This window comes from Aquipseudomonas ullengensis, assembly GCF_014174475.1.
GTDB classification, from domain to species: Bacteria; Pseudomonadota; Gammaproteobacteria; order Pseudomonadales; family Pseudomonadaceae; genus Aquipseudomonas; species Aquipseudomonas ullengensis.
Window position 1 is genome coordinate 1,216,407 of the sequence record NZ_JACJUD010000001.1, and the last position, 7,454, is coordinate 1,223,860.

The 7,454-nt window shown below is 62.8% G+C and carries 7 protein-coding genes; 1 reads left to right on the plus strand and 6 read right to left on the minus strand.

Annotation, left to right across the window (positions count from 1 at the left end; genetic code table 11):
- Positions 1-148: 148 nt before the first annotated feature.
- From H3H51_RS05450 to H3H51_RS05475, 6 genes are all read right to left on the minus strand, one after another.
- Positions 149-1,138 carry a sulfate/molybdate ABC transporter ATP-binding protein gene (locus tag H3H51_RS05450; protein ID WP_183087986.1) on the minus strand — a complete coding sequence of 330 codons (990 nt, stop codon included), beginning with the start codon at positions 1,136-1,138 and terminating at the stop codon, positions 149-151.
- A 3-nt stretch (positions 1,139-1,141) separates the two neighbouring features.
- Positions 1,142-2,014 (minus strand): sulfate ABC transporter permease subunit CysW, encoded by an 873-nt coding sequence (gene cysW, locus H3H51_RS05455; protein WP_183087987.1) that lies wholly within the window; start codon positions 2,012-2,014, stop codon positions 1,142-1,144.
- A 10-nt stretch (positions 2,015-2,024) separates the two neighbouring features.
- Entirely contained in the window at positions 2,025-2,843 is an 819-nt protein-coding gene (cysT, locus tag H3H51_RS05460) for a sulfate ABC transporter permease subunit CysT (RefSeq protein WP_183087988.1), read from the minus strand.
- Positions 2,844-2,996: 153 nt separating this feature from the next.
- Positions 2,997-3,995 carry a sulfate ABC transporter substrate-binding protein gene (locus H3H51_RS05465; protein ID WP_183087989.1) on the minus strand — a complete coding sequence of 333 codons (999 nt, stop codon included), beginning with the start codon at positions 3,993-3,995 and terminating at the stop codon, positions 2,997-2,999.
- Positions 3,996-4,171: 176 nt separating this feature from the next.
- Entirely contained in the window at positions 4,172-4,354 is a 183-nt protein-coding gene (gene oscA, locus H3H51_RS05470) for a sulfur starvation response protein OscA (protein WP_183087990.1), read from the minus strand.
- A gap of 446 nt (positions 4,355-4,800) precedes the next feature.
- Positions 4,801-5,769 carry a LysR family transcriptional regulator gene (locus H3H51_RS05475; RefSeq protein WP_183087991.1) on the minus strand — a complete coding sequence of 323 codons (969 nt, stop codon included), beginning with the start codon at positions 5,767-5,769 and terminating at the stop codon, positions 4,801-4,803.
- A 259-nt stretch (positions 5,770-6,028) separates the two neighbouring features.
- On the opposite strand from H3H51_RS05475, the gene H3H51_RS05480 reads away from it, so the two are divergent.
- Complete coding sequence (locus H3H51_RS05480) at positions 6,029-6,997, plus strand: GGDEF domain-containing protein (protein ID WP_183087992.1); 969 nt, start codon at positions 6,029-6,031, stop codon at positions 6,995-6,997.
- The last annotated feature ends 457 nt before the right edge of the window (positions 6,998-7,454 follow it).

Genomic DNA, 7,454 nt, shown 5'->3' on the forward strand with positions numbered 1-7,454 from the left:
AAAGAGTGATTTGTGCCGCAAATTTGGCGATTCAGACTCGTCACTCTTTCGGCTGTGCTAAGGGCTTTGCCTATGCAGGGATGAGTGTTCGCGAGGGGAATGCCAAAAGAGCCTTCTCCCTGTCCAGGAGAAGGCTCTGCGTCAGCGCTTACAGCGAGGAGTGCGCCTGCCAGACCTTGGGCTTGAAGTACAAGGTTTCGCCGCGGGCCAGGCCGCTCAGGCTGTCGTGATCCTTGACCACTTCGGCCTCGATCAGCTCGTCCTGGCCGTCGACCTTGAGGGTCACCCGGGTGATCGCGCCGAGGGGGCGGATGTCGCGCACTTCCGCGCTGCGGTGCTCGGCCACGGCCAGGCGCGACAGCGACACTTCATGGGGGCGGAACAGCAGGTGCTGGTCCTCGCCGATATGCAGGCGGTTGGAGTCGCCGAGGAAGTGGTAGACGAAGTCGCTGGCCGGGTTCTCGTACACCTCGCCCGGTGCGCCGATCTGCTCGATCACACCTTTATTCATCACCACGATGCGGTCGGCCACTTCCATGGCTTCTTCCTGGTCGTGGGTAACGAACACCGAGGTCAGATGCACTTCCTCGTGCAGGCGCGCGAGCCAGCGGCGCAGCTCCTTGCGCACCTTGGCGTCGAGGGCGCCGAAGGGTTCGTCGAGCAGCAGCACCTTGGGTTTGACCGCCAGGGCGCGGGCCAGGGCGATGCGCTGGCGCTGGCCGCCGGACAGCTGCTCCGGGTAGCGATCAGCCAGCCAGTCGAGTTGAACCATGTTGAGCAACTCGTGTACCTGCTTGGCGATTTCCGCTTCGCTCGGGCGTTCGTGCTTGGCCTTCATGCGCAGGCCGAAGGCGACGTTGTCGAACACGGTCATGTGGCGGAACAGCGCGTAATGCTGAAACACGAAGCCGACGTTGCGATCACGCACGTCGTGCTGCGACACGTCTTCGCCGTGGAACACGATATTGCCGGTGTCCGGGGTTTCCAGGCCGGCGATGATACGCAGCAGGCTGGTCTTGCCGCAGCCGGACGGGCCGAGCAGGGCCACCAGCTCGCCGCTGTTGATATCCAGGTTGATGTCGTTGAGCGCGCGGAAGGCGCCGAAGTTCTTGGTGACGTTACGAATTTCGATACTCATGACTTATTCCTCGTCGTCTGCGGATTTCAGACGGGACAGACGCGCTTCGCTCCACTGCTTGAGCAGCAGGATGATCAGGGCCAGGGCCAGCAACATGCTGGCCACGCTGAATGCGGCGACGTGGTTGTATTCGTTGTAGAGAATCTCGACGTGCAGCGGCAGGGTGTTGGTGTAGCCGCGGATATGCCCGGACACCACCGATACCGCGCCGAACTCGCCCATGGCCCGCGCGGCGCACAGCACCACGCCGTAGATCAGGCCCCATTTGATATTGGGCAGGGTCACGTGCCAGAACATCTGCCAGCCGTTGGCGCCGAGCAGGCGCGCGGCTTCCTCTTCCTGAGTGCCCTGTTCCTGCATCAGCGGGATCAGTTCGCGGGCGACGAAGGGCACGGTGACGAACACCGTGGCCAGGACGATGCCCGGCAGGGCGAAGATGATCTGGATATCACGATCCGACAGCCACTCACCGAAGAAGCCCTGGGCGCCGAACAGCAGCACGTAGATCAGGCCGGCGATCACCGGCGAGACCGAGAACGGCAGGTCGATCAGGGTGACCAGGATGCTCTTGCCGGTGAACTCGTACTTGCTCACGCACCAGGCGGCGGCCACGCCGAACACCAGGTTGAGCGGCACCGAGATGCCCACGGCGAACAGCGTGAGTTGCAGCGCGGAGATTGCGTCCGGCTCGATCAGGGCCGTGAAGAAGGTGCCCAGGCCGAGCTTCAGCGCTTCGTGCAGCACCACCAGCAGCGGCAGCAGCAGGAAGATCGCGAAAGCCAGCCAGGCACCCGCGATCAGGGCGAAGCGGCCGATGGCGTTGCCGCGGCGGGCGGCGTTGGCCGCAGCGGCGGCCGACAGGGTTGTACTCGACATGGCGGCCTCCTTACGGGCGTTCGATGCGGCGCTGCAGCAGGTTGATCAGCAGCAGCAGGATGAAGGACACCACCAGCATCAGCACGCCAATGGTGGTAGCGCCGTGGTAGTCGTACTGGTCGAGCTTGACCATGATCAGCAGCGGCAGGATCTCGGTCTTCATCGGCATGTTGCCGGCGATGAAGATCACCGAGCCGTACTCGCCGACGCCGCGGGCAAAGGCCAGGGCGAAACCAGTCAGCCAGGCAGGCAGCAGGGCCGGCACGAGGATATGGCGGAACACCTGCAGCGGCTTGGCGCCGAGGCAGGCAGCGGCCTCTTCGACCTCACGCGGGATATCTGCCAGTACTGGCTGGATGGTGCGCACCACGAAGGGCAGGGTGACGAAGGTCAGCGCCAGGGTGATACCGATCGGCGTGTAGGCGATCTTGAAGCCGAGTGCGGTGGCGAACTGGCCGACCAGCCCGGCGGGGGCATACAGCGCAGTCAGGGCGATACCGGCGACCGCGGTGGGCAGGGCGAAAGGCAGATCGATCATGGCGTCGATCAGCTTGCGTCCGGGGAAGTTGTAGCGCACCAGGACCCAGGCCAGCAGCGTGCCGATGATCCCGTTGAGGACGGCAGCGGCGAGGGCGGTGGAGAAGCTCAGTTTGAGCGCAGCGAGTACGCGCGGCGCGGTGATGATGGTCCAGATCTGCTCCCAGCTGAGCTGGGCGGCGTGGACGAACATGGCACCCAGGGGAATCAGCACCAACAAGCTGAGGTACACCAGGGTGTAACCCAGCGTCAGCCCGAAGCCGGGTATGACGGGGGAAATGCGGCGTGACATGATTTTGGCCTTGGCTAGTTTTGCGACGAAGGAATGACGCGTTGCGAGCGAAGGTCAGACAAGGCGAAAGCCGGCGAGGGCAGCGGAGTTTACGGGCGGTAAATGAGCATGCCCGAGCCGGCTTTCAACGCAGTATGACCGAGCGCAGTAGCGTCACTGCGCCTGGTAGATCTGGTCGAAAATGCCACCGTCGTTGAAGAACTTCGGTTGAGCAGTTTTCCAGCCACCGAAATCCTTGTCGATGGTCACCAGTTTCAGGTCGGGGAACTGCTTGGCGAACTCGGCAGCCACCTTGCTATCACGCGGGCGGTAGAAGTTCTTCGCGGCGATGCGCTGGCCTTCTTCGCTGTACAGGTAGTTGAGGTAGGCGGTAGCCACTTCACGGGTGCCTTTCTTGTCGACGTTCTTGTCGACCACGGCAACCGGTGGCTCGGCCAGGATCGACAGCGAGGGTGCGATGATTTCGAACTGGTCGCCGCCTTGTTCTTTCAGGGCCAGGAAGGCTTCGTTTTCCCAGGCCAGCAGCACGTCGCCGATCTGGTTGTTGACGAAGGTGATGGTCGAGCCACGGGCGCCGGTGTCCAGTACCGGCACGTGGTGGTACAGCTCCTTCACGTATTCCTGTGCCTTGGCATCGCTGCCGTAGGTTTGCTTGGCCCAGGCCCAGGCGGCGAGGAAGTTCCAGCGTGCGCCGCCGGAGGTTTTCGGGTTCGGGGTGATGACTTCCACGCCCTTCTTGGTCAGGTCACCCCAGTCCTTGATGCCTTTCGGGTTGCCCTTGCGTACCAGGAACACGATGGTCGAGGTGTACGGAGTGCTGGACTGCGGCAGACGGGTCTGCCAGTCCTCGGGGATCAGCTTGCCGAGCTTCTGCAGTTCGTCGATGTCACCGGCCAGGGCCAGGGTCACCACGTCGGCCTTGAGGCCGTCGATCACGGCGCGAGCCTGTTTGCCCGAGCCACCGTGGGATTGCTGGATGGTGATGGCTTCGTGGCCTTCGGCCTGCCAGTGCTTGTTAAAGGCAGCGTTGTATTCCTGATACAGCTCGCGAGTCGGGTCGTAGGACACGTTGAGCAGTTCGGTGGCAGCAAAGGCCGGGCTGGCGATCAGGGCGCTGGCCAGTACGGACAGAGCGAAACGGCGAATGGACATGGTGAAGCTCCTGGTATTGGGTCTTGTTCGGGAATGGCGTTGGCTGTCTGGGCGTTCCGATCAGCTACACATTCGTCGTGGGGGGCGGTGTGTGTGCATGCTCGTGGCCTTCTTAATGCTCGGGTTCATGGGGCACACCCTCCGGTTGTCCAGTCGGGTTTCGCAGGCAGCGCCGATCAGGCGTGCTTGCTGCTCTGCGCTTGCAGGCGGAATTTTTCCTTGCGCTCGATCTGCACGATCTGCGCGTTGTGCACGGTGATTTCCACCGAACCGAAACGCAGGTTCTGTAGGGCTGCCTGGATTTCGCGCAGGATGCCGGCTTCGTCCTGGCCTTCGACGCTTCTGAGGGTTGCGCTCATGACTCTGCTCCTTGAAGGGGCCCCTGGCGGTTGGGTGACGGGGCGTGGAGCGGATAGTAAGGAGGAGTTTTTATTCTTAAAAAGACTATTTAAGAATTTTGATATGCCATTTAATTATTTATGGGCGATTCGTGCTGTGCGGATCGAGTGGCCGCCACGTGCTGGCGTGCCCGGGTTCTCTTGGCAGGCTTGCGGGCAGGCAAAAAAAAGCCGCTCGGGGGAGAGCGGCGAAGGTAAGACGTCAATAAGGAGCACAAATCAACGTCAGGAGGTATGGCGGCGCCGCGATCCACAATTCCGGCTGATGCGGCAGGCGGATCGGCGATAACCGACAAGAGCGACGTGAGGGCGGGCATTTCAGGAGTATCCGGTCCCGCCCTGGCGATCTCGAACTGGAGGCCATGATAGGTGGGCAAACGGACAGGAAAAATCGCCGATCTGGCGAATTACCTTTGCTTGATTCGTAACAATGCTTTGGCGTCAGCCCAGTGCCGGGCGTCTTCGGTGGCCCGCTCGTCCTCGGTGAACAGTGGCGGCAGCTCGGCCTTGAGGAAATCCACCCAGGACTTGATCTTGGCATCGAGGAAGCGCCGCGACGGGTACACCGCATAGATATTGCGCTCACGGAGACGGTACTCCGGCAGCACGCGCAGCAGGCTGCCATCACGCAGGGGCGGCGCCGCGACAAACGACGGCAACAGGCAGAAGCCCATGCCCGCCTGGGCCACGCGGATCAGCGACTCGGCGATATTGACCTGGAAACACTCCTGCGGCAGTGCGTCGTAGTCGCCGTGCTCGTCGCTGACCAGCCAGCTGTCCGGGTACAGCAGGTCGACCAGGCGCAGGTAACGGTGCTGCTGCAGGTCCGCGGGGGTCTGCGGCACGCCGAACTGGCGCAGGTAGTCGGGGGCGGCGCAGACCACGCTGTACATGGGGCCGAGCAATTGCGCGACCATCTGCGAATCGGGCAGCTCGCGGGCGAAGGCGATCACCACGTCGTAGCCGTCTTCGATCAGGTCGGGGTCGCGCTGCGACAGGGTCAGGTCGACCACCACCTCGGGATAGCGCTCGTGGAAGCGGGCGATCAAGGGCGTCAGGTGCTGCAGGCCGAGGCCGATCATGCAGTGCACGCGCAGGCGGCCGCTGGGCTTGAGGTGCGCACCGCGGGCCTGGGCAGCGGCTTCGTCGACCTGATCGAGAATCTCCCGGCAGCGCTGCAGGTAGTGCTCGCCCACTTCGGTCAGCGCCAGGCGGCGAGTGGTGCGATGCAGCAGGCGCGCTTCGAGCTGTTGCTCCAGCTCGGAAACCAGGCGCGAAACCTGGGCGGTGGACAAGTCCAAGGCCTGGGCAGCGGCGGTAAAGCTGCCTGTGTCGATGACCCGGACGAACACGCGCATGCTGTGCAGGGTGTCCATTGTTGCCTCTCAAGTAAGAGCCTTTGCACAGGCTCTGCGACTGCTGCGTATAGGGCCGCAGATTATCCGCAGTCCACTGAAAAGACACTAGACCTGTAGTGGATCGAGGCGATACCGCAGATTGGCGCCAGGGTTCCTGACCGCGTGGTCGGGTATGCAAATTTCCGCCATCCGTCACATCGACCGCTGCCAGCCATCGTCAGCCGGCGGCCAGCCGCTTAAGCTCGGGGCTGAGAGATTCAGGTGCGAGGTCGAGGTCATGGAAGATAACAGCAGCCAGCCCAGTGAAATCGAACAGCTGACCCTGGCTCTGTTGCACAGCCGTGGCGAGGTGGAGCGCCTGCGCGAGCGTGAGCAACTGGTCAGCAATTTGCTCGGCAGCATCAACGTGGTGTTCTGGGCGATGGACTGGGAACAGCAGAAAGTGGTCTACGTCAGCCCGGCGTACGAGACGGTGTTCGGCCGCTCGCCGGCGCTGCTGATGGCCAGTTTTGATGAGTGGCGCAACAGCATCTACCCGGATGACATGGAGTTCGCCGCGCAGAGCCTGACCTCGGTCATCGAGCTGGGTGCGGTGGAGCAGCGCGAGTACCGCATCATTCGCGCCGATGGCGAGATCCGCTGGCTCAGCGACAAGTGCTTCGTCAGCCCACGCGGTGGCGCCGACGGCACGCCGCTGGTGGTCGGTATCGCCGAGGACATCACCGAGAAGAAAGCGCTGCAGAGCGAGCTGCACCGCCTGGCCACCATCGATGTGCTGACCGGGGTGAACAATCGCCGGCACTTCTTCGACCAGGCTGCGACGTTGTTCGATGAGGCGCGCAGCAGCGCTCGGCCGCTGACCTTCATGCTCCTGGACATCGACGACTTCAAGAAGATCAACGACAGCTACGGCCACCAAATCGGCGACCGCGTGCTGCAGCGCGTGGCCCATTGCGGCGCGTATGTGTTGCGGCGTGACGATCTGTTCGGGCGTATCGGCGGCGAGGAATTCGCCGCCATCTTCCCCGGTTGCGATGCACAGCAGGCCTTGCAGGTGGCCGAGCGGTTGCAGCGCGAGGTGCAGCGCCTGCAGTTCACCGTCGATGAGCAGACCTTCGGCGTGACCATCAGCCAGGGCCTGACCAGTCTGGCGCCGGGCGATGACCTCGACGACCTGTATATCCGTGCCGACGAAGCCATGTACCGGGCCAAGCACAACGGCAAGAACTGCATTGTGCTGGGCTGACCACCACCCCGTTATTCCCGCGCAGGCGGGAATCCAGAAAGCCTTGAGCCCCGATAAAGCCAAAGGCAAGAGCACTGGATTCCCGCCTGCGCGGGAATGACGAAGAAGAATGCAGTGCGGGTGCAACCCGCGTAGGTCATGCGCGGATTTCATCCGCCCTATGGCTGTGATTCCGGTCTGTGCGGGGTGATGAGGCCGTCCCCTCACCCCAACCCTCTCCCCGGAGGGGCGAGGGAGCTGTCTTGCGGGACTTGTGGGAGTGGCGGGGTTGCAGGTGGCGAAGGCTGCACATAGCCAGGAGCGGGCACGGCCATCCCCTCTCCCTTTTGGGAGAGGGTGTTGTGGCTCAATGATTCTGGACACCCCGATAGGGCGTTAAGCTTCGCCCAGCCATGAGGTGTTTGCGTGACCAGAAGATCATTCAGTACAGATTTCAAACTCGAAGCAGCCGGCCTGG

Coding starts and splice junctions, on each gene's coding strand:
- cysW (WP_183087987.1), bottom strand. CDS start 2,014: ATGTCGAGTACAACCCTGTCGGCCGCCGCTGCGGCCAACGCCGCCCGC.
- oscA (WP_183087990.1), bottom strand. CDS start 4,354: ATGAGCGCAACCCTCAGAAGCGTCGAAGGCCAGGACGAAGCCGGCATC.
- H3H51_RS05450 (WP_183087986.1), bottom strand. CDS start 1,138: ATGAGTATCGAAATTCGTAACGTCACCAAGAACTTCGGCGCCTTCCGC.
- H3H51_RS05480 (WP_183087992.1), top strand. CDS start 6,029: ATGGAAGATAACAGCAGCCAGCCCAGTGAAATCGAACAGCTGACCCTG.
- cysT (WP_183087988.1), bottom strand. CDS start 2,843: ATGTCACGCCGCATTTCCCCCGTCATACCCGGCTTCGGGCTGACGCTG.
- H3H51_RS05465 (WP_183087989.1), bottom strand. CDS start 3,995: ATGTCCATTCGCCGTTTCGCTCTGTCCGTACTGGCCAGCGCCCTGATC.
- H3H51_RS05475 (WP_183087991.1), bottom strand. CDS start 5,769: ATGGACACCCTGCACAGCATGCGCGTGTTCGTCCGGGTCATCGACACA.